Source organism: Erythrobacter sp. (genome assembly GCF_035194505.1).
Lineage (GTDB): Bacteria > Pseudomonadota > Alphaproteobacteria > Sphingomonadales > Sphingomonadaceae > Erythrobacter.
In genome coordinates this window covers 939,866-963,421 of sequence record NZ_CP136573.1, presented here as the reverse complement: position 1 = coordinate 963,421, position 23,556 = coordinate 939,866, and the positions used below count along the sequence as shown (strand labels likewise).

24 protein-coding genes and 1 tRNA gene are annotated in these 23,556 nt (G+C 66.3%); 12 read left to right on the top strand and 13 right to left on the bottom strand.

Annotation, left to right across the window (positions count from 1 at the left end):
• Positions 1-1,518, bottom strand: coding sequence for a DUF1800 domain-containing protein (locus RSE14_RS04835; protein WP_324076102.1), 1,518 nt, complete (start codon positions 1,516-1,518; stop codon positions 1-3).
• A gap of 48 nt (positions 1,519-1,566) precedes the next feature.
• Positions 1,567-3,546, bottom strand: a complete 1,980-nt coding sequence (locus RSE14_RS04830; protein ID WP_324076101.1) for an alkyl/aryl-sulfatase — start codon at positions 3,544-3,546, stop codon at positions 1,567-1,569.
• A gap of 156 nt (positions 3,547-3,702) precedes the next feature.
• On the opposite strand from RSE14_RS04830, the gene RSE14_RS04825 reads away from it, so the two are divergent.
• A complete protein-coding gene (locus RSE14_RS04825; RefSeq protein ID WP_324076818.1) occupies positions 3,703-4,380 on the top strand; it encodes a DUF2490 domain-containing protein in 678 nt (225 codons plus the stop codon).
• 4 nt (positions 4,381-4,384) lie between these two features.
• Here the strand turns inward: RSE14_RS04825 and RSE14_RS04820 are convergent, their stop codons facing one another.
• Entirely contained in the window at positions 4,385-5,137 is a 753-nt protein-coding gene (locus tag RSE14_RS04820; protein ID WP_324076100.1) for an SDR family oxidoreductase, read from the bottom strand.
• 187 nt (positions 5,138-5,324) lie between these two features.
• Between RSE14_RS04820 and RSE14_RS04815 the strand changes: the two genes are divergently transcribed.
• Positions 5,325-6,554 (top strand): hypothetical protein, encoded by a 1,230-nt coding sequence (locus tag RSE14_RS04815; protein WP_324076099.1) that lies wholly within the window; start codon positions 5,325-5,327, stop codon positions 6,552-6,554.
• Between the two features lie 71 nt (positions 6,555-6,625).
• On the opposite strand, the gene RSE14_RS04810 is transcribed toward RSE14_RS04815, so the two are convergent.
• Both RSE14_RS04810 and yghU read right to left on the bottom strand, forming a co-directional pair.
• Positions 6,626-6,700, bottom strand: a tRNA-Gln gene (locus tag RSE14_RS04810).
• 93 nt (positions 6,701-6,793) lie between these two features.
• The gene (gene yghU, locus RSE14_RS04805; RefSeq protein ID WP_324076098.1) at positions 6,794-7,660 is read right to left on the bottom strand and encodes a glutathione-dependent disulfide-bond oxidoreductase; all 867 of its coding nucleotides are present in this window, start codon (positions 7,658-7,660) and stop codon (positions 6,794-6,796) included.
• Positions 7,661-7,842: 182 nt separating this feature from the next.
• On the opposite strand from yghU, the gene RSE14_RS04800 reads away from it, so the two are divergent.
• The 3 genes from RSE14_RS04800 to RSE14_RS04790 all read left to right on the top strand — a co-directional run bounded on the left by RSE14_RS04800 (position 7,843) and on the right by RSE14_RS04790 (position 12,240).
• Positions 7,843-9,936, top strand: coding sequence for an NAD(+) synthase (locus RSE14_RS04800; RefSeq protein ID WP_324076097.1), 2,094 nt, complete (start codon positions 7,843-7,845; stop codon positions 9,934-9,936).
• Entirely contained in the window at positions 9,936-10,829 is an 894-nt protein-coding gene (locus RSE14_RS04795; protein ID WP_324076096.1) for a DMT family transporter, read from the top strand. The genes RSE14_RS04800 and RSE14_RS04795 overlap by 1 nt, the downstream gene beginning before the upstream one ends.
• 67 nt (positions 10,830-10,896) lie before the next feature.
• Entirely contained in the window at positions 10,897-12,240 is a 1,344-nt protein-coding gene (locus RSE14_RS04790; protein ID WP_324076095.1) for an MFS transporter, read from the top strand.
• Between the two features lie 27 nt (positions 12,241-12,267).
• On the opposite strand, the gene RSE14_RS04785 is transcribed toward RSE14_RS04790, so the two are convergent.
• Positions 12,268-12,855: an FMN-dependent NADH-azoreductase gene (locus tag RSE14_RS04785; protein ID WP_324076094.1), complete on the bottom strand. Its 588-nt coding sequence runs from the start codon at positions 12,853-12,855 to the stop codon at positions 12,268-12,270.
• 72 nt (positions 12,856-12,927) lie between these two features.
• Positions 12,928-13,629 (bottom strand): pirin family protein, encoded by a 702-nt coding sequence (locus RSE14_RS04780; RefSeq protein ID WP_324076093.1) that lies wholly within the window; start codon positions 13,627-13,629, stop codon positions 12,928-12,930.
• A gap of 211 nt (positions 13,630-13,840) precedes the next feature.
• On the opposite strand from RSE14_RS04780, the gene RSE14_RS04775 reads away from it, so the two are divergent.
• Complete coding sequence (locus RSE14_RS04775) at positions 13,841-14,734, top strand: LysR family transcriptional regulator (protein WP_324076092.1); 894 nt, start codon at positions 13,841-13,843, stop codon at positions 14,732-14,734.
• On the opposite strand, the gene RSE14_RS04770 is transcribed toward RSE14_RS04775, so the two are convergent.
• The 5 genes from RSE14_RS04770 to RSE14_RS04750 form a co-directional block, all read right to left on the bottom strand.
• Positions 14,731-15,360, bottom strand: a complete 630-nt coding sequence (locus RSE14_RS04770) for a glutathione S-transferase (RefSeq protein WP_324076091.1) — start codon at positions 15,358-15,360, stop codon at positions 14,731-14,733. The two genes, RSE14_RS04775 and RSE14_RS04770, sit on opposite strands and share 4 nt — an antisense overlap.
• 11 nt (positions 15,361-15,371) lie before the next feature.
• On the bottom strand, positions 15,372-16,202 hold the full coding sequence (locus RSE14_RS04765) for an oxygen-dependent tRNA uridine(34) hydroxylase TrhO (protein WP_324076090.1): 831 nt from the start codon (positions 16,200-16,202) through the stop codon (positions 15,372-15,374).
• On the bottom strand, positions 16,199-16,513 hold the full coding sequence (locus RSE14_RS04760) for a hypothetical protein (RefSeq protein WP_324076089.1): 315 nt from the start codon (positions 16,511-16,513) through the stop codon (positions 16,199-16,201). The genes RSE14_RS04765 and RSE14_RS04760 overlap by 4 nt, the downstream gene beginning before the upstream one ends.
• Positions 16,514-16,562: 49 nt before the next feature.
• Complete coding sequence (locus RSE14_RS04755; RefSeq protein WP_324076088.1) at positions 16,563-17,642, bottom strand: branched-chain amino acid aminotransferase; 1,080 nt, start codon at positions 17,640-17,642, stop codon at positions 16,563-16,565.
• Positions 17,643-18,398: 756 nt separating this feature from the next.
• The gene (locus RSE14_RS04750; protein ID WP_324076087.1) at positions 18,399-18,947 is read right to left on the bottom strand and encodes a hypothetical protein; all 549 of its coding nucleotides are present in this window, start codon (positions 18,945-18,947) and stop codon (positions 18,399-18,401) included.
• Between the two features lie 35 nt (positions 18,948-18,982).
• Between RSE14_RS04750 and RSE14_RS04745 the strand changes: the two genes are divergently transcribed.
• Complete coding sequence (locus RSE14_RS04745; protein WP_324076086.1) at positions 18,983-19,765, top strand: TlyA family RNA methyltransferase; 783 nt, start codon at positions 18,983-18,985, stop codon at positions 19,763-19,765.
• A 185-nt stretch (positions 19,766-19,950) separates the two neighbouring features.
• Here RSE14_RS04745 and RSE14_RS04740 read toward each other — a convergent pair whose 3' ends face one another.
• Positions 19,951-20,157, bottom strand: a complete 207-nt coding sequence (locus tag RSE14_RS04740) for a hypothetical protein (protein ID WP_324076085.1) — start codon at positions 20,155-20,157, stop codon at positions 19,951-19,953.
• Between the two features lie 324 nt (positions 20,158-20,481).
• On the opposite strand from RSE14_RS04740, the gene RSE14_RS04735 reads away from it, so the two are divergent.
• The 5 genes from RSE14_RS04735 to leuB all read left to right on the top strand — a co-directional run bounded on the left by RSE14_RS04735 (position 20,482) and on the right by leuB (position 23,517).
• A complete protein-coding gene (locus RSE14_RS04735) occupies positions 20,482-21,033 on the top strand; it encodes a TspO/MBR family protein (protein ID WP_324076084.1) in 552 nt (183 codons plus the stop codon).
• A gap of 142 nt (positions 21,034-21,175) precedes the next feature.
• Positions 21,176-21,421, top strand: a complete 246-nt coding sequence (locus tag RSE14_RS04730) for an accessory factor UbiK family protein (RefSeq protein ID WP_324076083.1) — start codon at positions 21,176-21,178, stop codon at positions 21,419-21,421.
• Positions 21,422-21,498: 77 nt separating this feature from the next.
• The gene (locus tag RSE14_RS04725; protein WP_324076082.1) at positions 21,499-21,786 is read left to right on the top strand and encodes a GIY-YIG nuclease family protein; all 288 of its coding nucleotides are present in this window, start codon (positions 21,499-21,501) and stop codon (positions 21,784-21,786) included.
• A gap of 57 nt (positions 21,787-21,843) precedes the next feature.
• A complete protein-coding gene (gene recO, locus RSE14_RS04720) occupies positions 21,844-22,443 on the top strand; it encodes a DNA repair protein RecO (protein WP_324076081.1) in 600 nt (199 codons plus the stop codon).
• Between the two features lie 15 nt (positions 22,444-22,458).
• Positions 22,459-23,517 (top strand): 3-isopropylmalate dehydrogenase, encoded by a 1,059-nt coding sequence (gene leuB, locus RSE14_RS04715; protein WP_324076080.1) that lies wholly within the window; start codon positions 22,459-22,461, stop codon positions 23,515-23,517.
• The last annotated feature ends 39 nt before the right edge of the window (positions 23,518-23,556 follow it).

The following is a 23,556-nucleotide window of genomic DNA, read 5'->3' as shown; positions in this document are numbered from 1 at the left end:
TTACCTCCGCATCATTTCAGGGGCGACGAGGAGCAGCGCCAGCGCCTGCCGTCCGCTTTCGGCGCGGGTCAGCATGGTGCGGGTGGTGTCGCTCAGGGCGTCGGGGAAGGCGGCAGTGGCGCGGGCGAGCACATCATCGGACGGCGCGCCTTGTGCCATGCGTTCGGCCAGTTCCGCCCGGCGCCAGATCACATCGGGTGCGGCCCAGCTGGCGGCAAGATCGTCATAACCGGCAGGCGAAGGCGCGCGCCACGGTGCCTGGCCGAGTTCATTGAGCGCTGCGGCAATGCGCTGCGGCGACAGGCTGTTCACGCCCGACAGGCGCAGCGCGGCGATGAACCATTCGAACGGGCTGCGGAACTTGACCGGCCCCGGCGCCCAGGCCTCGGGCGAATTGACCAGCGTGGTGGTGAGGCTCGCCAGATCGCCGCCGGTGCGGCGGAAATCGGCTTCGAGCCGCGCGACGAGGGTTTCGGGCGGGGTGTCACCAGCAAAATGGCGTGCGAATTTGATGGCGATGAAGCGCGCGGTCGCAGGGTGGGCGGCAAGCTCGTCGAGGATCCCGATGGCCTGCTCCGCTCCGCCTTCGGCATAGCGCTTGCCCATGATGGTGCGATCGCCGGGCTCATGCGCGGGGGCGACAAAGGCCGCGCCGCTCGGCTGGTCTACGGCAAAGCGGCCGATCCGCCCGATCCCGGGCACGGTCCAGCCGGTCAGCGCGCGGGCGAATTCGGTGACATCGGCCTGCGCATAGCCGCCATGTACGCCGAACGTGTGCAGCTCCATGATTTCGCGTGCGAGGTTCTCGTTGAGCCCGCGCGGGCGCTGCTGGGCATTGGCGCGGCGGGCGCGCAGGCGCTGGATCGGTGCCTCGGGCCCGATCGACTGGAACTGGTCGAGATAGAGCAGCATCGCGGGATGCAGCACCGCCGCCTTCAGGAGATCGGAGAACTTGCCCAGCACGTGCGGGCGGATCGCGGTGAATTGATGCGGGCCGACTTCGAACTGGGTGCCCGGCTTGCCCAGCGAGACGCTGAAATGGTTCGACCAGAAATGCACCAGCCGCTCGATCAGCGGGGTCTCGCTGGCGACGGCGACATTCACGCTGGTGGCAAGGTCGTCGATCGCCACGCGGCGCGCTTCGAGCACTTTGGCGCGATATTCGGGCGGCAGGCCGGCGAGCGCGGCGGCGCGCGGGTTGTCCCCGCCGGTCTCGGCCATCGCGCCGGGCATTGCGCCCTCGGCCATAGCCGGCTCGCCCATCTCGCGCACCCTGTCGCGGAAGCTGCGCAGGGTTTCGAGCATCTCGGCGCTGCGGCCCCGCGTCTCGGCCCTTGCGGCGATAGCGGGCGGGGCAGGATCGAAGGCCTCGATCTGGAGCAGCAGCCACGTCTTGGGATCACGCGGCGCCGAACCGCCGCGCGCAAGGCCGTAGCCGAAGCGGTTGAGAGCAATGCTGGCAGGGCTCATGGGTGTGCGGCGCTCCTCGAATTCGCGAACCGGGCGGTTAGCCCGCACCGGTTCATTCCCCTAACGGCGCAAGCCCGCGATTCCCTTCGTGCCGCCTCAAGGTGTGACGATATCGAAGCTGTGCGGCATCGGGTCCATTGCATCGATTAGCGCCTGCAAACCGGCCAGATCGCCTTCGATCGTCACCCCTTCCATGGCCTTGACCGTGCTGACCGGCACCTTGACGAAGAACAGCGCCAGCATCGCGCGGCGCGGGCCACGAATGGTGATGTCGGGTTTGTCCGGCAGCATCCCTGTGCGGCCGATCATCGCCTGGCCGGTGATCTCGATCATCGCCTGCTCGCCGCGATCGGGAATATCGAGCGCGATGGTGATCCCGCGCGGTCCCGGCTTTTCGGGCGCGAAGCGTGTGGCGGCGGAATCGAGCAGCTCCTGCGTCGACAGCGCGGCGATCATGTCGTTGCTCTGCGCGGCGCTGCGATCCACCCGGCCGCTGCGGAGTTCTCCGGCGGCGGCGAGGAACTGGTTGCGCCAGATCGCGCTTTCGGACTGGTAGCCCTGCTGTTCGTAGGATTTCGCCAGCATCGCCTTGGCCGCTGCGTTGCCGGGCGCGGCGAAGACAAGGCTCTGAAGCAGATCGGACGACCAGCGATAGTCTCCGCTTGCATAGGCATTCTCCGCCAGTGCCAGCACGCGGCTTTCCCCGCCCAGCGCCTCGACCAGTTTGGTCGCCCGCTCGACCGGCGGATAGCGGTGGAGGTTCGCCGGCACGGCATCATACCAGCCGAGATAGAACTGGTAGATCGCCTTCGCATTGTGGCTGATCGTGCCGTAATAGCCGCGGGTCGACCATTCCGTGCCATTGCCCGGCGGGGGGGAGGCTTCGAGCGCTTCGGCAATCTCGTCCATCGTCTCGCCGCGGTTCATGCGCCGCACGGTCTGATCGTGGAGCCAGCGGTAATTGTCGCGCTGGGCGGTGATCCATGCGGTGCCCGCAGCGCGCCCGAAGATCGGCCAGCAATGGCTCGATATCACCGCATCGCTTTGGGGCGCATAGGTAAGCGCGGCTTCATCGAGATAATGCGCCCAGGCCCGCGCATCACGCACCTTGGCCCCGCGCGGAGTGAGGATGTTGTGCAGGGAGCAGGTGGCGATTTCGGCCGCAAGGAAGGTGCTTTCCGGCTTGATGAAGACGTTGAATTCCGCCGGTGCCTCGGTTCCCGAGACCATCTGGAATTCAAGGCTGACGCCATCGACCTCACGGGTCTCGCCGGTCTTGGCGACGATGTCGGTCGGCGGGATCAGCGAGAGCGTGCCGCCGGACAACCCGCGCCCGATGCCGCTGCCCATCTGCCCCATCGGGCCGGGCGCAAGGGCGGTGCCGAACTGGTAGGCCGCGCGCCGCATCATCGCCCCGCCGGCCATGACGTTTTCGGACGTGGCCTCTTCCATGAAGCCCGCCGGTGCGATCACCGCGACCTTGCCCGAAGCGACTGCGCCTGCATCCACAACCCCGCGCACGCCCCCGAAATGGTCGCCGTGGCTGTGCGAATAGATCACTGCGCTCACCGGACGCGTGCCCAGCTTGGCGTTGACGAGGTCGATCGCCGCCTTGGCGGTTTCGGTGCTGGTGAGCGGATCGATCACGATCCAGCCGGTCTTGCCGCGGATCACCGTCATGTTCGAGACGTCAAAGCCGCGCACCTGCCAGACGTTGGCGCTGACCTGGAACAGCCCGTGATGGCGCAAGTGGCCCATGTGTCGCCACAGGCTGGGATTGACGCTGGCAGGCGCCGGGCCCTCGGCAAAATCATAGGCGGCAAGGTTCCACACCGGCGCGCCTGCGGCATTGCGGATCAGCGGATCGGCGAGGGTGGCGACAAAGCCGCGGCGGGCAAACTCGCCATCGCGCGTACCTTCGGGCGGCAGTGCGGTGCGGACGGCCTCCTGCGCAGCGATGGTCGCCTCGGACGGCGGTGTTCCCGTGGCGGCGGCGGCCTGTTGCTGCGCTGCCACCTGGCTGGCCGAAAGCAACGCGATCAGCGCTGCCGACGCGCGAAAAGCCGGTTTGTGCATTCTCCTCTCCTTTTTTCTCTCCGCCGCCGTGATGCCCGCGCGGGGCGACGGTTTCAAGCCAGCAAGCTGGCCGCGCATCGCCCTGCGGTGGAATACGCAGGTTGCGGTGATCGCCAGACAAAGGATCGCGGTGCTAGGCACGCTCCTGTGTCCCGGATGATTGCCCTCAAACAGCCGCTTGTCGCCCTTTTCGGTGCCTGCGCACTGGTCTGCGCCGCGCCAGCGGCGGCCGAGGATGATGCCAATGTCTGGCTCGCCCAGTTCGCCACCATCAACGCGAGCGACAAGGTCTTCGTCCGGATCGAGGCGCAGGAGCGCTTCACCGATGATGCCGGACGGCTCGGGCAATTTCTTGCGCGCTCGCTGGTCGGCTACCGCATCGACAAGCGCACCAGCATCGGCGTTGGCTATGCCTATGTGTTCAGCGATCCGGGCGGCCCGCTGCGCCGTAACGAGCATCGCTTCTATCAGGAGTTCAACCACCGCCTGATCGAGACCGAGGGCGGGGTGACCGTGGATGCGCGCACGCGGCTGGAGCAGCGCACTTTCGAGGAGAGCGACGGCACGGCATGGCGGTTGCGCCAGTTCGTCCAGCTACGGGTGCCGCTGTCGCAGGACAACAAGCTGGTGGTCTTCACCGAACCCTTCGTCGATCTCAACCAGACCGCCGTGCAGCGCGGCGGGGTTTCGCTGTGGCGCAATTTCGTCGGGGTGTCGGTGCCGCTGACCAAGAATGCCGAACTGGTGCCGGGCTATCTCAACCAGTATGTCGTGCGCGATGGTGCGGACCGGGTGGATCACACCGCCAATATCGGCCTGTTCATGACCTTCTGAGCGGCTAGAGCGTCGCGGTCTGTCCGCCGTCGACCTTGATCGCGCAGCCAGTGATGAAGGCCGCGCGCGGGCTGGCGAGGAAGGCGGCGATATCGCCGAATTCTTCCGGCCGTCCGAGCCGGCGCGCCGGGATTGCGGCCACCGAGCGCGCGCGCACGTCTTCCGCAGTCTGCCCGCTCGCCTGTGCCATCATGCCGTGCAGGCTGGTCAGCCGGTCGGTGGCGATCTGGCCGGGCAGCAGCATGTTGACCGTCACGCCATCCGCCGCGACTTCGCCCGCCAGCGTCTTGCACCACGAGGCAAGCATCGCGCGCACCGCGTTCGAGAGCACCAGGCCGGGGATCGGCGTGATCACGCTGGTCGAGGCGATTGCCATGATCCGCCCGAAGCCCTGCGCGCGCATCGCCGGAAGACAGGCCTGAGCAATCGCGAGCTGGGCGTTGAACATCCGTCCGAACACGCCCGCGAACTGCTCCGGCGTGGTCTCGGCGGCGCTGCCGGTGGGCGGGCCGCCCGAATTGAGCACCACGATGTCGGGCGAGCGGCCGGTCGCGCTGACCGCCGCCAGAATCGCAGCCGGCGCGGCCGGATCGTCGAGATCGGCGATGATGTGATGGAAGCTTTCGTAAGTCGCCGCCGACCGTGCGACGGTGATCACATCCACGCCCTCATTGGCGAGGCTTTCGGCAATCGCGCGCCCCAGACCCTTGCTTGCGCCCAGCACCAGCGCGGTTTTTCCATCGAGCTGCAGATCCATTGCGCGTCTCCCTTGCGGCTCCGCAGATGATGCGGGAGCGTCGCCACAGCATAGCCGCAAGGCCGCGCCATGCGCCCGCGAAAAGTGGCAGGCTTCAGGGCCATGCGGTGTCTCGCATTCGCGCCCTATATGGGCTAGTCCTGCAAGCAATGCCGTGAGGCACGGGATGGAGATCGACGGGGGACATATGAAGACAAAGCGCCTTGCGGCCCTGTTTGCTGCGCTGCTTGTTGCCACACCTTGCGCGGCCCTGGCCGGCGAGGCGGGTGCCGAAGGCCACCGGTTGTTCGTCTGGGCCGGAGACCGCGCGGGCAAGGACAAGAACTTCATCGCCGTGATCGATGCCGATCCGGCCTCGCCCACCTATGGCCAGTTGATCACCACCGCCGCGACCGATCAGACCAGCAACAATCCCCACCATACCGAATACTGGATGCCCGAAAGCGGCAAGCTGTTCGCCAATGATCACGATGCGGGCCAGACCGTGGTGATCGACCTCACCGATCCCCTGAAGCCCCGGCAGGTGGCCGCGTTCGGCAATCTGGCGGGCTATGCCATGCCGCACAGCTTCCTGCGGCTGCCCAACGGCCATGTGCTTTCGAGCTTCCAGTACGAGGATCACGGCGGCCACGCTGGCCATGGCGCTATGACGGGCAAGAGCGGCGGCATTGAGGAGATCGACGAGGCGGGCAAGGCAGTGCGGGCGGTCAGCAATGTCGATCCGGCCTTCGCCGCCGAGGGCCTGCTGCCCTACAGCCTTGCCGTGCTGCCGGACATCGACCGGGTGCTGGTGACCAATTCGCCGATGGGCGACGATTACCTGCTGACCAGCAACACCTACCAGATCTTCCGCCTGTCCGATCTCAAGCTGCTCGGCACGCATCGGCTCGATCCCGGCCCCAGCCTCAACGGCCATGTCTCGCCCGAGGAAGCCCGCGTCGGCCCGGACGGATCGGTCTATATCCAGACCCTGTCCTGCGGGGTGCAGCGCGTTTCGGGCATCGACACGCCCACGCCGGTTGCCCGGCTGGTCCACCAGTTCGAAGGCAACTGGTGCGGGGTGCCCACGATCGTCGGCAAGTTCTTCATCCAGAGCGTGCCCGCCATGCACGGTTTCGTGGTGCTCGACATCAGCAATCCCGAGCGCGCGGTAGAGGTCTCGCGGCTGGTGATCGATGAAACCTATGAGCCGCACTGGACCGGGTGGGATCCGAAGGCGAAACGGCTCGTGATCACTTCCGGACGCGAGGGCGACCGGACCTATCTGCTCAAGCTGGACCAGACGACGGGCAAGCTCGTGATCGACGAGACCTTCCGCGATGCGGACGGGAAGGTCGGATTCAGTTTCGATTCGCGCACCTGGCCGCATGGCTGGACCGGCTCGGCCAAGCCGCATGGGGCGGTGTTCGAACGCTAGGGCAGGGCTGCATGCCGCGCGACTTTGGCGCGCCGCAGCGGATGCGGTGATCCAGTCCTGCGGGAGAAATCTGGCTGGGGCGGAAGGATTCGAACCTTCGCATGGCGGTACCAAAAACCGCTGCCTTACCGCTTGGCTACGCCCCAGCAGAGGCGCGCTCTATAACGTGTGAAATCGCAATGTGAAGGGGGCTGCGCGCGCGAATTTCGCCTGCGCGCAGCCTTCCCCCTCGGCTGGCTTCAGAACGTCCAGTCGAGGTTCTTGCCCGCGAAGTCTTCCGCCGCGTGGCGCTCGCGCATTTGGGTGTTCTCCTCGCCCCACACCTTGTTGACGATCCGCCCGCGCTGCACTGCCGGCCGCGCGGCAATCTCGCGCGCCCAGCGGGCGACGTTGGTATATTCGTCGATCGAAAGGAAGGTCTTGGCGTCATTGTAGATCTGGCCTGCCACAAAGGGCGCGAGCCAGGGAAAGTTGGCGATATCGGCGAGGGTATATTCGTCGCCTGCCAGATAGCGCGTCTTTGCCAACTGCTGGTCGGCCACATCGAAGATGCGCTTGGTCTCCATCGCGTAGCGATCGATCGGATATTCGTATTTCTCGGGCGCATAGGCGTAGAAATGGCCGAAGCCGCCGCCCATGAAAGGCCCGCTGGCGACCTGCCAGAACACCCACGAAAGAACCTCGGCGCGGCTCGCGGGATCGGTGGGGAGGAACATCCCGAACTTTTCCGCAAGGTGGACGAGGATCGCGCCGCTCTCGAACACGCGGAAGGGCACGGGGCCGGACTGGTCGAGCAGGGCGGGGATCTTGGAATTGGGGTTCACGTCCACAAAGCCGCTGGTGAACTGTTCGCCCGCGCCGATATTGATCGTCCAGGCATCATATTCGGCCGCCTTGTGTCCGGCTTCGAGCAGCTCCTCCAGCAGCACCGTCACCTTCACCCCGTTGGGCGTGGCGAGCGAATAGAGCTGGAAGGGATGCTGGCCGACGGGCAGCGCCTTCTCTTCGCGCGCGCCTGCGGTGGGCCGGTTGATCGAGGCAAAGCGCCCGCCCGATACGGTGTCGGCGCTCCAGACGGCGGGCGGGGTATAGGTTGGGTCGGCCATGAATGCGGTTCCTGTTGCGTGTGTGGGGCAAGACTTGGAACCTTGCGCGCCAAGGTTCAAGCATCGCCGTCCATCGAAAGGCTAGGGGGCCGGAAAGCAGGACTTTTCGCGCGCCTGCTAGGAACGGCAAGGATTAGCCGCTAGAGGCTGCCATAAGACAGCGGAGCGCGTAGACGGCACCCATGAGCGAGACCTCGCACCCCTTTACCGATGCCCACGAGCACGGCTTCGTGCGCGTGGCGACGGCGACGCCTGCGTGTCGTCCGGCCGATGTTGCCTATAACACCGCCGGTGTGCTGGCCGAGGCGCACAAGGCCCATGCGGCCCATGTCGATCTGGTGGTCTTCCCCGAGCTGACCTTGTCGACCTATGCAATCGACGATCTGCTGCTCCAGCACGCGCTGCTTGACCGGGTGGAACAGGCACTGGCCGAGGTGGTCGCGGCTTCGGCCGATCTGCATCCGGTGCTGGTGGTGGGCGCGCCGCTGCGGCGGGCGGACAAGCTCTATAACTGCGCGGTCGTGATCGCGGGCGGGCAGGTTCTGGGCGTTGTCCCGAAGAGCTTCCTGCCCAATTACCGCGAGTTCTACGAAAAGCGCCATTTCGCTCACGGGCGCGGGTGCACCGATCTGTGGATCGCCGTGGCGGGCGAGGAAGTGCCCTTCGGCACCGATCTGGTCTTCGCCGCGGCCAATCTGGGCGGCTTCCGCTTCGGGGTCGAAATCTGCGAGGATTTCTGGGCGCCGGTCCCTCCGGGGATGCAGGCTGCGATGGCGGGCGCGCTGATCCTGTGTAACCTTTCGGCCTCGCCGGTCACCATCGGCCGGGCCGATGATCGCCACTTGCACGCTCGCTCCTCGGCTGCCCGTGCGATTGCCGCCTATGTCTATTCCGCGAGCGGCCACGGGGAGAGCACCACGGACCTCGCGTGGGACGGGCAGGGCGTGATCTACGAGATGGGCGATCTGCTCGCCCAGTCGGCACGGTTCGACCGGACGGGCGAGCTGTGCATCGTCGATATCGACACCGAGCGCCTCGCCGCCGAGCGCTTGCGCAATCAGACCTTCGCCGATGCCGCCGAATCGGCCGGAAGCCCTGCAGACAGCTATCGCAGGATCGTGTTCGAACACGCCTATGTGGAAGGCGACATCGGCCTCGTCCGCCCCGTCGCGCGCTTCCCCTTTGTGCCCAGCCGGACCGAGAAGCTCGACGAGGACTGCTACGAGGCCTTCAATATCCAGGTCGATGCGCTGATGCGGCGGATCGAATCGACCGGCAGCAAGAGCCTCGTCATCGGCATTTCGGGCGGGCTCGACAGCACCCATGCACTGATCATCGCAGCCAAGGCATGTGACCGGCTGGGCCTGCCCCGCACCACCATTCGCGGCTATACCATGCCCGGCTTCGGCACCTCCGAAGGCACGAAGAGCAATGCCCACCAGCTGATGGCGGCCATGGGCATCACCGCCGGCGAGATCGACATCCGTCCCGCCGCGCTCAAGATGCTGGAAGATATCGGCCACGCCTTTGCCAGCGGCGAACCGGTGCATGATGTGACCTTCGAGAATGTGCAGGCGGGCCTCAGAACTGATTACCTGTTCCGCCTTGCCGGGCAGCATTCGGGCTTTGTCGTCGGCACCGGTGACCTTTCCGAACTCGCGCTCGGCTGGTGCACCTATGGCGTGGGCGATCACATGAGCCATTACGGCGTCAATGCGGGCGTGCCCAAGACGCTGATCCAGTATCTGATCCGCTGGACCATCGCGACGGGCCAGTTCGACGAGAGTTGCGCCAAGGTGCTGGCCGCGATCCTCGATACCGAGATTTCGCCGGAGCTGGTGCCGCCGGGCGCTGACGGCCAGATGCAATCGACCGAGGCACTGGTCGGCCCCTATGAACTGAACGACTTCTTCCTCCACCACGTGATCCGCTACGGCCAGCGCCCGTCAAAGGTCGCCTTCCTGGCGTGGCACGCGTGGAAGGATGCGGGGCAAGGGCTGTGGCCTGCGGGCTTTCCGGACACGAAGAAAAACGCCTACAGCCTCGCGCAGATCGCGCACTGGCTCGACCGGTTCTGCGCGCGCTTCTTCGGCTTTTCGCAGTTCAAGCGTTCGGCGCTGCCCAACGGGCCCAAGGTCTCCTCGGCCGGCGCCTTGAGCCCGCGCGGGGACTGGCGCGCGCCGTCCGACGCGGTTGCGACCGTGTGGCGCGAAGAGCTGCGCGGCAGCCTGCCCGCCGATATCGCCAGCGAGGTTTACGGCGACACATCCCCGTAATGCGCGGCGGGGTTCCCCTTTCCGCGCTCGGGATCATGCTGTTCTGCAATGTCACCTGGGCGATGAATGTCGTGGTCTCCAAGATCGCGGTCTCGACGCTCGGCCTGCCGCCGCTGTTCTACACCGTGCTGCGTTCGGCGATGGTGCTGGCGGTGCTGTTCCCGCTGCTGCGCCATGTGCCGCAGCGGCTGGGGCTGGTGCTGGTGATCGGCTTTGCGATCACGGGGGGGAGTTTCGGGCTGCAATTCGTCGGCCTGCAAACCGCAAGCCCCTCCGCTGTCGGGATCGTCAGCCTCTCGGGCGCGCCGCTCACCGTGCTGTTCGCGATCCTGTTTCTGGGCGAGGAGGTGCGCTGGCGGCGTGGCCTCGGCATGGCGCTGGCGCTGGGCGGGGTGGGCCTTGCCATCGGCGCGCCATCGGGCAGCAATGATCCGGCGGGCCTCGCTTTTGCCTTTGCGGGCGTGTTCATCGGGGCCTTCGCCTCGGTCTTCGTCAAGCGGCTCGATATCGGCGCGGTCGCCTTGCAGGGCTGGGCAGCGGTGGGCACGCTGATCGTGATGATCCCGGCCACGCTGCTGCTCGAAACCGGGCAGATCGCCGTGGTCGAAGCCGCACCGCTCGGTGTTGCGGCCTGCGTGCTGTTTTCGGGCGTCGTGGTCTCTGTCGGCGCGCATTCGGCCTATTTCCGCCTGTTCCAGACCTATGATGCCAACCTCATCGTGCCGCTCACCCTGCTCACCCCGCTGCTCACCATCGGCTTTGGCGCATGGCTGACGGGGGACGAGATCGGCTGGTCGCTGATCCTTGGTGGCACCATGGCGCTGATGGGCGTGGCGATCATCGTCATCCGCCCGAGCCGTACGATCTTCAAGCCGAACCTGGTGCGTCCGTAGCGCAGGCTGGCTGCGCGTTTGCCATCGGCTGATAAAGGCCTATCATCGCCGCGGGGGGACATTGGCGATGGATCACGCGGACAGCGGGCTTGTTCTGGAGCGCAGCCGGGCCTTGCGGCTGTTCACGCTCTTCATCCTCTATGTCGGGCAGGGCATGCCGATCGGGCTGTTCTTCTTTGCGGTCCCGGCATGGATGGCTTCCAATGGTGCGAGCGCGGCCGAAGTCGGCTCGGTCTCGGCGCTCACGGCTCTGCCATGGTCACTGAAGCTGGTGAACGGCTTCATCATGGACCGCTACACATTCCTCGCGATGGGCCGCCGCCGGGCATGGATCCTTTCCGCGCAGAGCGTGATGATCGCCTGCCTCGTCGCTGCCGCACTGATCAATCCCGCGGTCGGCGATGTCGCGATCCTCGGCGCAATCGGCTTTACGGTGAACCTTGCGACCACCTTCCAGGATGTCGCGGTTGACGGGCTTGCGGTCGATATCATGAGCGAGGACGAGCGGGCGCGCGGCAGTGGCATGATGTTCGGCGGGCAATCGATCGGTGTTGCCACCGCGACCGCGCTGTGCGGCTTCGTGATCGAGGATTACGGCGCGCCCACCGCCTACCTGATTGTCGCTGCGCTGATCTGCGCGCTCTCGCTCTACCTTGCGGTTGTGCGCGAGCGGGTGGGCGAGCGGCGTCTGCCGTGGAGCGCAGGCAGTGCCAATCCGCGCAATCTCGAAATCCAGCTTGCGGCGTGGTGGCCGCTCCTCGGGACGACCCTTGTGGCGCTCACCCGCCCGGTCAGCCTGCTGTTCCTGCCGGTGCTGCTGGGGCGCGGGACTCTCTATGGCGCTGCGAGCGGTGCGGGGCCGCTGATCGGTGCCAATTACGCCGGTCTTGGCACCGCCCAGATCGCCTCGCTCACCGCCATGGCAGGGCTTGTGGCGGGCGTGCTGTGCATGACGCTGGGCGGCTGGCTGGGCGACCGTTTCGGCGCCAAGCGCATCGCGATTCTGTGGCTCGGCGTCGGCCTTGTCATGCTGGCGGGCATGTATTGGGGCGAGCCCTATTGGAGCGACCCGCGGGTGGTGGCGGCCTTCATCTTTGCGTGGGTCTCGCTCGACATGCTGCTGACCGTGGCGCTGCTGCCGATCCCGATGCGACTATGCGATCCCAAGGTCGCCGCAACCCAGTTCACGATCTACATGGCGGTCTCGAATTTCGGGATTTCCTTCGGCGCCTTCATGCTCGGCAAGACCGACATGATGGGCGGGCTGTCGTCGATTTTCCTGGTGGTGGGCGGGGGCTATCTGGTGGCGCTGGGGCTGATGCTGATCGTGAAGTTTCCACGCCGCCCGGAATATTACGCGCGTGCCGCCCGCACCGCCATGGTGCTCGATACCGCCGCGCCGACGGGGTAAGGCCGGCGCAGCGGCCTCGGGGCCGGATCAGGCCGCCAGCTGTGTCGCGGCCTCCTGCGCTGCGGCGATTTTCGCTGTGCCGTCCTGCCCCATGATCCCGTCGGCGGCGATCACCTCGACATCGCTGATACCGATGAAGCCGAGGAAGAAGGTCAGCCAGCGGCTCATGAAGTCGAACTCGGCCCCCACCGGTGTGCCGCCCGTTGCGATGGCGAGATAGGCTGTCTTGCCCGTCAGCAGGCCTTCGGGGCCGGTAGGGGTGTAGCGGAAGGTGGTGCCGGCGCGCGCGACAAGATCGGCCCAAGCCTTGAGGCTCGCGGGCGGGCCGAAATTATAGACGGGGCTGGCGATGATGATGGTGTCGGCGTCTTGCAATTCGGCGATCAGCGTGTCGGCGATGGCGGCCAGATCGGCCGTCCGCTCGGCTGCGGGGGTGAGGTTCGCGGCAAAGCGCTCGGCGCTCACGTAGGGCAGATCATTGGCCGCCAGATCCCGGGTGGTGACACTTGCACCGGTCTTCGCGGCAAGACCTTCGACCAGACGCTGGCCGATCCCGCGCGAGATGCTTTCGGCGTCGGAGCGGATGCTGGCGGTGATGTAGAGAATGTTGCTCATTGCACATGTCCTTGAAAGAGAGGGGTGGAGCCGGCCGGGGAGAGGAGGGGGAACCGGCCGGCTCCGGGGGGATCAGGCCGCGTCGACCAGCACGACTTCGCTGTCTTCGAGCGCGGTGATGGTGACTTGGGCAAGCTGGGTGATCGCCACCCCGTCGCGGGCGACAGCCTCGACTTCGCCGATCTTCACCCGGCCCGTGGCGGGCACGAGGTAGAGGTGGCGATCGGCGCTGCGGGGCGTGTAGGTCACGCTCTCGCCCGCCAGAAGCGTCGCGCCCAGCACGCGGGCATCGGCGCGGATCGGCAAGGCATCATCGTCGTTGGCAACACCGCTGGCGAGCGGCACGAAGGCCCCCGCACGGCTTTCCTTGGGGAACTGGCGCGCGCCCCAGCTCGGTTCACCGCCGCGGGTTTCGGGGATGATCCAGATCTGGAAGATCCGGGTCTCCTCGCCTTCGAGATTGTATTCCGAATGGCGCACGCCGCTGCCGGCGCTCATCACCTGCACATCGCCCGCTTCGGTGCGGCCTTCATTGCCCATGGAATCGCGGTGCGTGATGGCGCCGGCGCGGACATAGGTGATGATCTCCATGTCAGCGTGCGGGTGGGTGGGGAAACCCGTGCCCGCCGCAATCGCATCGTCGTTCCACACACGCAGCGCGCCCCAGTGGACGCGGGCAGGATCGTGATAGGCGGCAAAGGAGAAGTGGTGGCGCGCATCGAGCCAGCCGTGGTTGGCCGCGCCGAGGGTGTTGAAGGGGCGAAGTTCGATCATGTCCTGTCTCCTTGAGAGCGTTGCAGCGGAGATAGGCTGACACAGGCAAACTGATAAGTGCGATAAAACTTGCCAAGATGTTCGGATTATCCGAACAAACAGGAATGATGACGGCCATTCCTAGCCATTCCCCGTTCGCCTCGAGCGCAGTCGAGAGGCGCATGCACTGGTGTCTCGACTGCGCTCGACACGAACGGCTTGATGCTTGCCCATGAAGCTCGGTGAACCCACGCTCGATCAATTGCGCATCTTCATCGCCGTCGCCGAACACGGCAGCTTCGGCGGCGCGGCCCGGGCGAGCGGGCGGGCAATCTCGGCAATCTCCTATGGCATCGCGCAATTGGAGGCGGCGCTCGCGCTCACCCTGTTCGACCGCGAAGGCTCGCGCCGTCCGGTGCTGACGGCGGCGGGCGAGGGTCTGCTGGCCGAAGCGCGCTCCGTCGCCGACGGGGTCGACGCGCTGCTCGCCAAGGCGCGCTCGCTCCATGCCGGGCAGGAGCCGTCGCTGACGCTGGTGATCGACGTCATGATGCCGGGCGAGGTCACCGCGCAGGTGCTGGGCGCCTTCCGCCAGATGTTCCCGACCTGCGCGCTCACGCTCCGGATCGAGGGGCTGGGCGCGGTCGCCGCCTGCCTGATCGGTGGCGAGGCAGACCTTGCCATCGGCGGGCCGGTGATCGGCGATCAGCCCTCGCTCGAACGCCAGGCGGTGGGCGCGGTCGATCTGATTCCCGTCGCAGCGCCCTTCCACCCCCTCGCGCGGGCCGGCGTGGCTCCGGGCGAAAGCCGCCGTCACCTGCAACTCGTCCTCACCGACCGATCACCTCTGACCGAGGGCCGCGAGTTTTCCGTCCTCAGCCCGCTGACATGGCGGCTGGGGGACCTTGGCGCCAAGCATGCGCTGCTGAAGGAGGGGCTGGGCTGGGGCAATATGCCGCGCGGCATGGTGGCGGGCGATCTGGCGAGCGGAGCGCTGGTGGAGCTCGATCTGCCGGAGAAACCCGGCGCGCATTACACCTTGAATGCCCTGTGGCGGCGCGACACGCGGCTCGGCCCTGCGGCAAGCTGGCTGGTCGATTCCTTCCGGGAGAGGCTGGGGTGCTAGGGCCCGAACAGCACCGGCGCGTCGCCTTCCTGCCATGGCGCAAACTTCGGCATGACGGCCGCGAACAGCTCGGAGGCGAGCAGGGTGTCGAGCCAGATTTGCAAGCGCGGCAAGCCTTGCGCGGCGAACCATGCCGGGTCAATCGCGGCGAACTGGCGGATGAAGGGGACAAGCGCGATATCGGTAAGCGTGCGGGTTTCCCCGCATAGGAAAGGCGCATCGGCCAGCCGCTCTTCCAGCGGTGCGAGCAATGCGAGGGCAGCCGCGCGGTGATCGGTCACGCCGTCCTCGTCATAGCGCCCGGGATATTTCGCGCGGTCGAGGTGGTGCTTGAACACTCCGTCATTGGTGGCGATCAGCGCTGCATCATCGCCAGCCAGCCAGCCCTCGGGATCGCTTTGCGCCAAAGCCCAGCGCATGATGTCGAGGCTCTGGTCGATCACTTGTCCGTCGGAAAGCACCAGCACCGGCACGGTCGCCTTGGGGCTCGCTGCAACCAGCGCGGGTGGTTTGGCGGCGAGCTTTACCTCGCGCAATTCCACCGTCACGCCCGCCGCCCACAGCGCCAAGCGCGCCCGCATGGCATAGGGGCAGCGGCGGAAGGAATAGAGGACGGGCAGGCTCACGGCGCGGGGCCTTATGTTGCGGTTGGGGCAGGCCCGCACACCGGACAGGCCTCGCCCAGCGGGAAGGGCCGCCCGCAAGGCTGGCAGCGGGAGTGGGTGCCTTGGGCAAGCCCGTGTCCGAGGCTCACGCGCTCGTCGAAGACGAAGCATTCGCCCTGCCACAGGGACTGGTCTTGTGGCACTTGCTCGAGATACTTCAGGATCCCGCCCTTGAGGTGATAGACCTCCTCGACGCCTTCGGACCGCAGGAAGCTGGTCGATTTCTCGCAGCGGATGCCGCCGGTGCAGAACATGGCGACCTTCTTTTTCCCCGCCAGCAGTTCCTCGCGGTTGTCGCGGAACCATGCGGGAAAATCGCGGAAAGACGGCGTCGCCGGATCGACCGCGCCCGCGAAACTGCCGATCGCGACTTCGTAGTCGTTGCGCGTGTCGATCACGAGGGTATCAGGGTCCGCGATCAGCGCGTTCCAGTCATGCGGATCGACATAGGTGCCCGCGACAAGTGTGGGGTCGATATCCGGCTCGCCCATGGTGACGATCTCGCGCTTTACCCGCACCTTCATCCGGCCGAAGGGCATTTCGGGCGCGTCCGAGAACTTCACGTCGAGGCTCTCGCAGCCCGGCAGCGCGCGGATATGGACGAGGACGGCTTCCAAGCCCTCTGGCGCGCCCGCAATCGTCCCGTTGATCCCCTCGCGGGCGAGCAGCAGCGTGCCCTTGATCTCCGCCAAATCGCACGCGGCGAGCAGGGGCGCGCGCAGAGCCTCGGGATCGTCAAACCGCGTGAACTGGTAGAGCGCGGCGACTATGATGCCGGACGCTGTGTGAAGGTCGGCGGTCACCGATCACCCGCTCGCGCATCCGGGCACACGATCGGGGCAAGCATAAAGCTGGTCCCGCGTCGTTCCAACGCGACCCGACTTCCGACCTCGCAGCCTTGATCATCTCTGTCGCTCAGCGGAAGGTATCGCGCCGCCCCGTCCGGTAGCGCGACCAGAATCGAGCGCCCTTCAGCCAGGCGGCGGCCCGATCCAATTACGGTCTTGATAAGCCTGCCATGCGCAATTTCGGGCTTCTGTTTGCGCATTTCTGCCGTGCGGTATTCGGACAGCACCCGCAGCCCCGCCATTCCCAAGGCGAGAACAGCAGCCACCACTATAGCCTCGCGCCACCACGATTTCCGTAACGGCTTTACCATGGGCCTAGACCCGCATCACCCAGCCGTGGCTGTCGGCGATTTGGCCGTTCTGCACGCCGACGAGCCGCTCGCGCATCTTGGACGTCATCTGGCCGATCCCGCCCGCGCCGATGTGGAACTCGCCCTCGGGCGAGGCCACGGTCCCGACCGGCGTGACCACTGCCGCGGTGCCGCAGGCCATGACCTCGAGCAGCATGCCGCTCGCCGCTTCCTCGCGCCACTGGTCGATCGAGTAAGGCTCCTCGCGCACGGTGAGGCCTTCCTCGCGCAGCATCGCGATGAGGCTGTCGCGGGTGATGCCCGGGAGGATCGTGCCGGTCAGCGGCGGGGTGATGACAGAGCCGTCGGCGCGCACGAAGAACAGGTTCATACCGCCCAGCTCCTCGACCCACTTGTGCTCCTTGGCATCGAGGAACACCACCTGATCGCAGCCATGGGCGGTCGCCTGGGCCTGCGGAACCAGCGATGCGGCGTAGTTGCCGCCGGTCTTGGCCGCGCCGGTGCCGCCGGGGGCGGCGCGGGTGTAATCCTGCGCGACCCAGATCTTCACCGGGTTCACGCCCTTCTTGAAGTAGTTGCCGACCGAACAGATGATCACGACGAACTTGTATTGCTTGGCCGGACGCACGCCGAGGAAGGCTTCGGAGGCGAACATGAAGGGCCGGATATAGAGCGCGCCGCCCGCGATCGGGGGGAGCCAGTTCGCGTCCGCCAGCACCGCCTCGCGCACCGCGGCGATAAAGGTCTCTTGCGGGATTTCGGGCATCGCCATGCGCCGCGCGCTGGCGTTGAAGCGGGCGGCGTTGGCCTCCGGGCGGAACAGCGAGAGCCCGCCTTCGGGATGGGCATAGGCCTTCATCCCCTCGAAGATTTCCTGCGCATAGTGCAGCACGCTCGCCGCCGGATCGAGCGGGATCGGCTGACGCGGGCCGATGGTCGGCGTCTGCCAGCCGCCCAATGCCTCGTCATAGTCGATCACCACCATGTGATCGGTGAACACCGTCCCGAAACCAGGATCGGCAATCAGCTCCGCGCGGACGTGATCGGGCGTGGGCGAGGGGTGGGGCAGGCGGGTGAATTGCATGAAATGCGCGTAATGCTGCGCGCGTCACAGGGCAAGATCAGTGTTGGAATGACCCGGACAAGGCGAAGGATCGCGCTGGTTCGGTCGCGCAGCGACCGCGAGCGCACGCGCGCGAGCCGCAGGCGATCCGGAGCGAAGCGAAGGAAGCTCGCCGAGGACGCTCGCCCGGAGGGGCGAGCGAAATACAAAAGCACAAATGAAAAGGGCGCCTCCAGCCCGTCGGTGGAGACGCCCTTTCATGGTCAGCGGCCGGAAGTGCCGCTCACGGTGCCTTACTCAGACAGAGGATTACCGAGTATGCTCCGTAGGGATCTTCACCGACCTCGCTACTGAACCATGAGACATCGGATCACCTCCTTTCGCGCTTGTGAGCCAGACCCCGCGCTTCACCGGGGGCCGAGAGCCGCGTTCGCCGCTGGCCTCAAGGATCAATGTGATTCATCGCGGGGGCTTCCACAAGACTTGTATAAATCTTTTCCCGCGTCATAATCCTCGCTCGCTGCGTCATACCGGAGCCGGCCGCGCCTGAGGGAAACCTCGGGCGTTTTTCATTGGTGCTGCCGGATGTGGACAGGCTGTGCGCAGGCCTGTGGATATTAATGTATAGAATCGGGTGGAGCCTTCGTTTGCGTGCCTGCCTCCGCGGGCACGTTCTCGGTGCTGTTCCTTCGCTGCGCAACGGGCACCTGCGGCTCGGCCGCGTGGCCTCGCGGACCCTGCGGGTCCGAGATCAGAGCGAAAATGCTGCGTCCGGCTTCAACTCCTACAATCCTCGACCAGGCGGCTGACTTCGGCCCATGTCGGCAGATAGAGCGTCGTCTCGCCCTCCACCTCGACCGCAAATCGCCCCTTGGACAGGGCGATCGCGTCAAGCAGCGGGTCGTATGCCGAGACCGAGGCCATGGTGATCTGTGCCCCGAAGCGCTTGGCCGGGAGCGTGACCTGCGCGGTTTCCGTGCGGATCGTCATCGCCAGATCGGGTTTTGCCGGCGCTCCGGTACGGGTAAAAATGACCGAGCGGCCCTCCGGCCCCGTCGCGCAGGACAGGCTGAAATAGAAGGTGTCATCCGGATCGGAGAACAGCGCGCGCCGACCCATGCCTTCGCCGAAGTTCTGATAGATCCACGCTCCCGGCGACAGCGCCGCATCCATCCAGTCGCTGGCGAGCGGCGCCTGCGGTGGCGGCGGTGCGGGCCGTGCCGGTGCTGGCCGTGCGACCGGCGCAGGAGCCGAAACGGGGGCTTTGGCCGCCGGCGCGCAGGCAGCAAGCGCGGCGATTGCGAGAAGAGGCAGAGCGGCTTTCATCCCCCCACTTTGCGCGCTAGGGGCTGGTCTTGTCCATGCCCGAGCACCCACCTCGTCCCCCGAAAGCGCAAAAGCGCCGCGTAGATCAGCTGCTGGTCGAGCGTGGCCTCGCCGAAAGTCGTGCGCGTGCGCAGGCGCTGGTGATGGCCGGGCTGGTGTTTGCGGGCGAGACCAAGATCGACAAGCCCGGCCACCAGCTCGCCGAGGACGCGATCCTCGATGTGCGCGGGCGCGATCATCCCTGGGTGAGCCGTGGTGGTATCAAGCTCGCTCACGCCATCGCCCATTTCGGGCTCGATCCGGCAGGCGCGACTGTGATGGATATCGGTTCGTCCACCGGCGGCTTCACCGATGTGCTGCTCACCCACGGCGCGGCCCATGTGTTCTGCGTCGACAGCGGCACCAACCAGCTCGCATGGAAACTGCGCGAAGACCCGCGCGTTACCGTGCTCGAACAGCTTTCCGCCCGTCTGCTGACGCCTGAGCACCTCGACCGGCCCTGCAACTGGGTGGTGTGCGATGCGAGCTTCATTTCGCTGGCCAAGGTGCTGGAGGTGCCGCTCCGGCTGGCGGCGACGCCGTGCCAGCTGGTCGCGCTGATCAAGCCGCAATTCGAAGTCGGGCGCGAGGAAGTGGGCAAGGGCGGGGTGGTGCGCGACCCTGTGCTCCACACGCGCGTGTGCGAGGAGGTGCGCGGCTGGCTCGAAGAGCTGGGGTGGTCTATCGAGGGGATCGTGGAAAGCCCGATCACCGGGCCGCAGGGCAATATCGAATTCCTGATCAGCGCCCGCCGCACCACTTTGGGGGAGCAAGTCTGATGAAGAACAAGGGTATCATCATCGCAGCGCTGCTTGCCGTCGCGCTTGGCGCTGCGGTCGTGCTTGGGGCGCTCGGTTAGGGCGACGCCCAAAAGAAAAGACCGGCAGCAACCCGAAGGTTGCTACCGGCCTTTCTTGAACCTGGTTTTCCGATCCTGAGACCGGAACCGGTAATCCCCTAGGGATTATTCGGCAGCCGGGGTCTCGGTGGCAGCAGCTTCAGCGGCCGGGGTTTCGGTCGCAGCAGCTTCAGCAGCCGGGGTTTCGGTGGCCATGGCGTCTTCGGTCACAGCGGTTTCGTCAGCAGCGGTGTCGGTCGCTTCTTCAGCGGCCGGCGAGCAAGCAACAACGCCGAGGGCGAGGACGGCGGCGAGCGCAAAGGTCTTCTTCATGGTTTTAATTCCCTTTTTGGACTGCAAAAACAGCCCGTAATGAGCGGAAGCGCTTGGCTAGTTTTACATCCTACCGCCACCACGCTTCCGAATCACGGCAGGATTAAGGCAGCATCTAGCAGAGCTTTGCGCCAAGCCCCAAGCCTTTCTTGCCGCTTTTTGGACAAAATTGGGCATAGTGCCTTTTTTTGGGCGGTTTGCGCTGGCTTGCAGGTTTTGCGGCCATGTGCTGCCAAGCGTTTGGCGCTGGTGCGGGGCTCTGGTATCGCACGTGTCCCATGCAAGCGGCGCGGCAGAATCGGCCCCGCCACCGGACACGGAGAAATGATGAACGTCCTTGCTTCCAAAGCGCAATTGCGGGCGAGTTTCCTGCGCTGGGCGCTGTTTCTGGTGCCGCTGGTGATGCTGATCGGCTTTACCGCAGGCCAGCTCGGCAGTCCGCTGACCCCGTGGTTCGCCGGGCTGGTGAAGCCTGCGATCTTCCCGCCGCCGGTGGTGTTCGGGATCGTGTGGACCGCGCTGTTCGTGCTGATCGGCCTGTCGCTGGCGCTGGTGGCAAGCGCCTGGGGCGCGGCCGGACGCGGGCTCGCGCTCGGGGCTTTTGCGGTGCAGTTCATGGTCAGCCAGAGCTGGAGCGCGGTGTTCTTCGGGATGCAGGACATGTGGAGCGGGCTTTACATCATCATCGCGGCCGCGGTGCTGATGGTGCCGGCGCTGGTGCTGGTGTGGCGCGTGCGCCGCGCGGCGGGGCTGCTGCTGCTGCCCTATTTCGGCTGGCTGTGCTTTGCCGGGGTGCTCAATTACGCCTTTATTCAAGAGAACCCTGAAGGCGGTGCCCGCGGCGACAGCGGCGCGGAAACCCGGGTGCAGATCTAACCCAGCAACAGTGACGTGTGGCGATGTCCGGACGGCGAAGCACGTCCGCAAGGCCGACCGGCCGCCCGCAGCGATGCGGCCGTCAGGCCGCGTGAGCGAGGAGAGGCTTGCACTTCAGGGCAAGCCTCCCCAAAAAGAAAAAATGCAAAGCCAGAACCCGATCATCGCCGACCTTGTCAAAATCGCCAACAGCGCCGCCGGAACCATGGCGGGCATGACCCGCGAGGCGCGCGAAGGCGCGCGCGAGCGGCTGCGCGAGGCGCTGGGCGGGATCGATTTCGTCTCCCGCGAGGAGTTCGAGACGGTCAAGGCGATGGCGCAGAAGGCCCGCGAACAGGCCGATGCGCTCGAAGCGCGGCTGGCTGCGCTGGAAGCCAAGAAAAAGTAGTCTTTACCGTCGCCCCTGCGCAGGCAGGGGCCCAGATAAGCTGGCGAGCAGGCCCCGACGCCTCTATCAAAGGTGCCATGGGTGGCTGGGTCTACATCATGTCAAATGCTCCGCACGGCACGCTCTACATCGGCGTGACAGCTGATCTCGCCGCGCGTGTATTCGCCCATCGTGAAGGACGCGGCTCGGAATTCTGCCGCAGGTTCGGCCTCACCCGGCTGGTCTACACTGAACGCCATGAAGCGATCACTGACGCCATTGCCCGCGAAAAGGCGATGAAGCGGTGGAAGCGGCAGTGGAAACTGAAGCTGGTCCGCCAGCAAAATCCCGATTGGCTTGATCTGTTCGAGACGCTCAATGGCTGAGCAGGGCAACGGGCCTCTGATGGACCCCTGCCTGCGCAGGGGTGACGGGGATCAGCAATGAACCTGCGCAGCCCCGCCATTCTGCTGAGCACCCGCGCACACGGCGAGACGGGCGTGATCGCGCGCCTGCTGACTGCCGAGCACGGGCTTGTGGCCGCCTATGTCGCTGGCGGGCGCGGGCGGCAATTGCGGGCGGTGATGGTGCCGGGCAACCGCGTCGCGCTTGATCTCGCCGTACGCTCGGCAAACCAGTTGCCCTTCGCCAGGCTCGAACTCGAACATTCGCGCGCTGCTCTCATGACCGAGCCGCTGCCTGCCGCCGCGATCCAGTGGGCCTGCGGGCTGACCGCCGCAGCGCTGCCCGAACGCTATGCCGCGCCCGCGCTCTACGAGGCGCTCGACGCGCTGCTCGCCGCGATTGCGGTCGCCCCCTCGGCGCGGGGCTGGGCGGCGGGGCTGGTCGCCTATGAGACGATGCTGCTCGCCGAAATGGGCTATGGCGCTGCCCGGCCCGATCCGGGCGCGGATTTCGCCGCCCAGCTGGCCGCGCTCGCCGCGCTCGAGGCACCTCTGGCGAACTCGCTGCTTGCAGGTCGCAGACGCGATGTTATGGCCGCGCGGAAGCTGCTGACCGAGCGGCTCGCCCGGATCACGTGAAAGATGTCTCCCGCGATGAAGATTGCAGTCCTGCCCGGCGACGGGATCGGCCCTGAAGTGACCGCAGAGGCGGTGCGCGTGCTCGAAGCCCTGTCGCTGCCCGGCCTCACCCTGCTGGAAGGCGATGTCGGCGGCGTGGCCTACAAGCGTCATGGCCATCCCCTGCCGCAAGAGACGCTCGATCTGGCGGGCGAGGCGGACGCGATCCTGTTCGGCGCGGTGGGCGACCCCTCCTGTGACACGCTGGAGCGTCACCTGCGCCCGGAACAGGCGATCCTCGGCCTGCGCAAGCACCTCGGCCTGTTCGCCAATCTGCGTCCGGCGCGGGTGTTTGCAGGGCTCGAGCACCTCTCGCCCCTGCGCGCCGATATTGCCGCCGGGCTCGACATGCTGATCGTGCGCGAGCTGACAGGCGACGTCTATTTCGGTGCCAAGGGCCGCCGCGTCAGCGAGGCGGGGGAGCATGAGGGCTGGGACTCGATGTCCTATTGCGAACACGAAGTGCGCCGCATCGCCCATGTCGCCTTCCGCGCGGCGGCGACTTCGGGCCTGCCGCTCACCAGTGTCGACAAGGCCAATGTGCTCGAAACCAGCCAGCTGTGGCGCGATGTCGTGATCGAGGTGGCGGGTGATTATCCGCAAGTGGCGCTCGATCACATGTATGTCGATAATGCCGCGATGCAGGTGGTGAGCCACCCCGAGCGTTTCGGCGTGGTGCTGACCGGCAATCTGTTCGGCGACATCCTGTCCGATCTTGCCAGCGCCGCGGTCGGCTCGATCGGGCTGCTGCCGTCGGCCTCGCTGGGCGAGCGCACCACCGCCTTCGGCACTTTCGGCCTCTACGAGCCGATCCACGGCAGCGCGCCCGATATTGCGGGGCAGGGCAAGGCCAATCCGATGGCGACGATCCTTTCGGCAGCGATGATGCTGCGCCACTCCTTCGGCCGCGAAGCCGAGGCGGACCGGATCGAGGTGGCGGTCGGCAAGGCGCTGGCGGACGGGATCCTCGGCGGCGATCTGGGCGGCACCTACGGCACGGCTGCCATCGGCGCCGCTGTGCGCGAACGGCTGTAACCCGCGAAATCCGGCGCGCCAGTTATGGTTTATAAAGCA

Excerpts from the sequence above, each read along its gene's own strand:
- RSE14_RS04815 (WP_324076099.1), top strand. The coding sequence starts at position 5,325 with ATGAAGACAAAGCGCCTTGCGGCCCTGTTTGCTGCGCTGCTTGTTGCC.
- RSE14_RS04745 (WP_324076086.1), top strand. The coding sequence starts at position 18,983 with ATGCCCGAGCACCCACCTCGTCCCCCGAAAGCGCAAAAGCGCCGCGTA.
- RSE14_RS04800 (WP_324076097.1), top strand. The coding sequence starts at position 7,843 with ATGAGCGAGACCTCGCACCCCTTTACCGATGCCCACGAGCACGGCTTC.
- RSE14_RS04790 (WP_324076095.1), top strand. The coding sequence starts at position 10,897 with ATGGATCACGCGGACAGCGGGCTTGTTCTGGAGCGCAGCCGGGCCTTG.
- RSE14_RS04830 (WP_324076101.1), bottom strand. The coding sequence starts at position 3,546 with ATGCACAAACCGGCTTTTCGCGCGTCGGCAGCGCTGATCGCGTTGCTT.
- RSE14_RS04755 (WP_324076088.1), bottom strand. The coding sequence starts at position 17,642 with ATGCAATTCACCCGCCTGCCCCACCCCTCGCCCACGCCCGATCACGTC.
- RSE14_RS04775 (WP_324076092.1), top strand. The coding sequence starts at position 13,841 with ATGAAGCTCGGTGAACCCACGCTCGATCAATTGCGCATCTTCATCGCC.
- RSE14_RS04825 (WP_324076818.1), top strand. The coding sequence starts at position 3,703 with ATGATTGCCCTCAAACAGCCGCTTGTCGCCCTTTTCGGTGCCTGCGCA.
- recO (WP_324076081.1), top strand. The coding sequence starts at position 21,844 with ATGAACCTGCGCAGCCCCGCCATTCTGCTGAGCACCCGCGCACACGGC.
- RSE14_RS04740 (WP_324076085.1), bottom strand. The coding sequence starts at position 20,157 with ATGAAGAAGACCTTTGCGCTCGCCGCCGTCCTCGCCCTCGGCGTTGTT.
- leuB (WP_324076080.1), top strand. The coding sequence starts at position 22,459 with ATGAAGATTGCAGTCCTGCCCGGCGACGGGATCGGCCCTGAAGTGACC.
- RSE14_RS04820 (WP_324076100.1), bottom strand. The coding sequence starts at position 5,137 with ATGGATCTGCAGCTCGATGGAAAAACCGCGCTGGTGCTGGGCGCAAGC.
- RSE14_RS04750 (WP_324076087.1), bottom strand. The coding sequence starts at position 18,947 with ATGAAAGCCGCTCTGCCTCTTCTCGCAATCGCCGCGCTTGCTGCCTGC.
- RSE14_RS04735 (WP_324076084.1), top strand. The coding sequence starts at position 20,482 with ATGATGAACGTCCTTGCTTCCAAAGCGCAATTGCGGGCGAGTTTCCTG.
- RSE14_RS04785 (WP_324076094.1), bottom strand. The coding sequence starts at position 12,855 with ATGAGCAACATTCTCTACATCACCGCCAGCATCCGCTCCGACGCCGAA.
- RSE14_RS04725 (WP_324076082.1), top strand. The coding sequence starts at position 21,499 with ATGGGTGGCTGGGTCTACATCATGTCAAATGCTCCGCACGGCACGCTC.
- RSE14_RS04795 (WP_324076096.1), top strand. The coding sequence starts at position 9,936 with ATGCGCGGCGGGGTTCCCCTTTCCGCGCTCGGGATCATGCTGTTCTGC.
- RSE14_RS04780 (WP_324076093.1), bottom strand. The coding sequence starts at position 13,629 with ATGATCGAACTTCGCCCCTTCAACACCCTCGGCGCGGCCAACCACGGC.
- yghU (WP_324076098.1), bottom strand. The coding sequence starts at position 7,660 with ATGGCCGACCCAACCTATACCCCGCCCGCCGTCTGGAGCGCCGACACC.
- RSE14_RS04730 (WP_324076083.1), top strand. The coding sequence starts at position 21,176 with ATGCAAAGCCAGAACCCGATCATCGCCGACCTTGTCAAAATCGCCAAC.